This window comes from Dermacoccus sp. Ellin185, assembly GCF_000152185.1.
In the GTDB taxonomy this organism is placed as follows: Bacteria; Actinomycetota; Actinomycetes; order Actinomycetales; family Dermatophilaceae; genus Dermacoccus; species Dermacoccus nishinomiyaensis.
Genome location: NZ_AEIQ01000060.1, coordinates 1 through 1,878 on the forward strand (window position 1 = coordinate 1; position 1,878 = coordinate 1,878).

Genomic DNA, 1,878 nt, shown 5'->3' on the forward strand with positions numbered 1-1,878 from the left:
TATTCCCTATTGAGGATATTTACTGGACTGAATTAGTTGCCAGCTATGATCCATATAATATTGAGATAAAGCCAAGGCCAATATCTAAGTAACTAGATAAGAGGAATCGATTTTCCCTTAATTTTCTGGCGTCCACTGCATGTTATGCCGCGTTCGCCAGGCTTGCTGTACCATGTGCGCTGATTCTTGCGCTCAATACGTTGCAGGTTGCTTTCAATCTGTTTGTGGTATTCAGCCAGCACTGTAAGGTCTATCGGATTTAGTGCGCTTTCTACTCGTGATTTCGGTTTGCGATTCAGCGACAGAATAGGGCGGTTAACTGGTTTTGCGCTTACCCCAACCAACAGGGGATTTGCTGCTTTCCATTGAGCCTGTTTCTCTGCGCGACGTTCGCGGCGGCGTGTTTGTGCATCCATCTGGATTCTCCTGTCAGTTAGCTTTGGTGGTGTGTGGCAGTTGTAGTCCTGAACGAAAACCCCCCGCGATTGGCACATTGGCAGCTAATCCGGAATCGCACTTACGGCCAATGCTTCGTTTCGTATCACACACCCCAAAGCCTTCTGCTTTGAATGCTGCCCTTCTTCAGGGCTTAATTTTTAAGAGCGTCACCTTCATGGTGGTCAGTGCGTCCTGCTGATGTGCTCAGTATCACCGCCAGTGGTATTTATGTCAACACCGCCAGAGATAATTTATCACCGCAGATGGTTATCTGTATGTTTTTTATATGAATTTATTTTTTGCAGGGGGGCATTGTTTGGTAGGTGAGAGATCTGAATTGCTATGTTTAGTGAGTTGTATCTATTTATTTTTCAATAAATACAATTGGTTATGTGTTTTGGGGGCGATCGTGAGGCAAAGAAAACCCGGCGCTGAGGCCGGGTTATTCTTGTTCTCTGGTCAAATTATATAGTTGGAAAACAAGGATGCATATATGAATGAACGATGCAGAGGCAATGCCGATGGCGATAGTGGGTATCATGTAGCCGCTTATGCTGGAAAGAAGCAATAACCCGCAGAAAAACAAAGCTCCAAGCTCAACAAAACTAAGGGCATAGACAATAACTACCGATGTCATATACCCATACTCTCTAATCTTGGCCAGTCGGCGCGTTCTGCTTCCGATTAGAAACGTCAAGGCAGCAATCAGGATTGCAATCATGGTTCCTGCATATGATGACAATGTCGCCCCAAGACCATCTCTATGAGCTGAAAAAGAAACACCAGGAATGTAGTGGCGGAAAAGGAGATAGCAAATGCTTACGATAACGTAAGGAATTATTACTATGTAAACACCAGGCATGATTCTGTTCCGCATAATTACTCCTGATAATTAATCCTTAACTTTGCCCACCTGCCTTTTAAAACATTCCAGTATATCACTTTTCATTCTTGCGTAGCAATATGCCATCTCTTCAGCTATCTCAGCATTGGTGACCTTGTTCAGAGGCGCTGAGAGATGGCCTTTTTCTGATAGATAATGTTCTGTTAAAATATCTCCGGCCTCATCTTTTGCCCGCAGGCTAATGTCTGAAAATTGAGGTGACGGGTTAAAAATAATATCCTTGGCAACCTTTTTTATATCCCTTTTAAATTTTGGCTTAATGACTATATCCAATGAGTCAAAAAGCTCCCCTTCAATATCTGTTGCCCCTAAGACCTTTAATATATCGCCAAATACAGGTAGCTTGGCTTCTACCTTCACCGTTGTTCGGCCGATGAAATGCATATGCATAACATCGTCTTTGGTGGTTCCCCTCATCAGTGGCTCTATCTGAACGCGCTCTCCACTGCTTAATGACATTCCTTTCCCGATTAAAAAATCTGTCAGATCGGATGTGGTCGGCCCGAAAACAGTTCTGGCAAAACCAATGGTGTCGC

The 1,878-nt window shown here is 43.9% G+C and carries 2 protein-coding genes and 1 pseudogene; all 3 read right to left on the minus strand.

The genetic code is table 11. The features are described 5' to 3' along the window. Window positions 1-92 precede the first annotated feature (92 nt). Window positions 93-494, minus strand: a complete 402-nt coding sequence (locus tag HMPREF0321_RS15460) for an antitermination protein N (protein ID WP_000336615.1) — start codon at window positions 492-494, stop codon at window positions 93-95. A gap of 386 nt (window positions 495-880) precedes the next feature. Beyond that, window positions 881-1,315, minus strand: coding sequence for a protein rexB (locus tag HMPREF0321_RS15470; protein WP_001245922.1), 435 nt, complete (start codon window positions 1,313-1,315; stop codon window positions 881-883). Window positions 1,316-1,330: 15 nt separating this feature from the next. Further along, window positions 1,331-1,878, minus strand: a pseudogene (locus tag HMPREF0321_RS15475) (protein rexA); the annotation flags it as partial.

Coding starts and splice junctions, on each gene's coding strand:
- HMPREF0321_RS15460 (WP_000336615.1), bottom strand. CDS start 494: ATGTGCCAATCGCGGGGGGTTTTCGTTCAGGACTACAACTGCCACACA.
- HMPREF0321_RS15470 (WP_001245922.1), bottom strand. CDS start 1,315: ATGCGGAACAGAATCATGCCTGGTGTTTACATAGTAATAATTCCTTAC.